This window comes from Campylobacter majalis (assembly GCF_905120465.1).
Lineage (GTDB): Bacteria > Campylobacterota > Campylobacteria > Campylobacterales > Campylobacteraceae > Campylobacter_A > Campylobacter_A majalis.
In genome coordinates, this window is the sequence record NZ_CAJHOF010000055.1 from 1 (window position 1) to 676 (window position 676).

General features: G+C 38.0%; 1 protein-coding gene. It reads right to left on the minus strand.

The annotated features are described in order from the left end of the window. A partial coding sequence (locus tag LQU93_RS09905; protein WP_229933721.1) for a DUF2172 domain-containing protein occupies nucleotides 1-614 on the minus strand: 614 nt, incomplete at its 3' end. Nucleotides 615-676 lie beyond the last annotated feature (62 nt).

Genomic DNA, 676 nt, shown 5'->3' on the forward strand with positions numbered 1-676 from the left:
CTCTCTCTCTCTCTCTCTCGCAGCCATTTTGCAAGGTGGGTGGCAACTACTGGTCCGCTTAGTTCATTATTTGCCATTGATGGATGACAAAGATAGGTTGAGATGAGAATTTCGTCGTTTGTATTATTGCTTGCTGGTATTATAAAATCAGCGTAGTTTAAAACGCCATTTTTATCGTGAGTGCTATCTATAAAAACCTCATAAATGCCATCTTTTAAGGTTTTTCTTTCGTTTTGGCTAATGCAAAATCCCCATCGTTTTTTATAGTAGCTAGTCACATATGGCACGGCATCTGGTTTGTCGGGTAGTGAGTAAAGGTGTTTGCTTAGCTCATCAAGGCTTAGTTTTGCATGTATTGGCTGTGAGTATCCAAGCAGATGTAGATTGTTTTGCTTAAAGTCACAAATTTTACGCCCATCTGGTGTGATGATGTAAGCATCTTTTACATTCCATTCATCAGGCACAATCCAGTCAAAGACCGCTTCGCCGCTTTTTATCTCATGAAATTTCATAATATTGCCAAGCTCATTGTCTAAGATAACCAAACTATCACGAAAGCCTTGACCTGTGATAGAGCGAGATATAGGAAATAGTTTGGCTGCGAGTTGGTACATTTTGATCCTTTTAATTGCCGTAATTATATCCAAAAAAGTATTGATTGTGAAATTTATTCAAA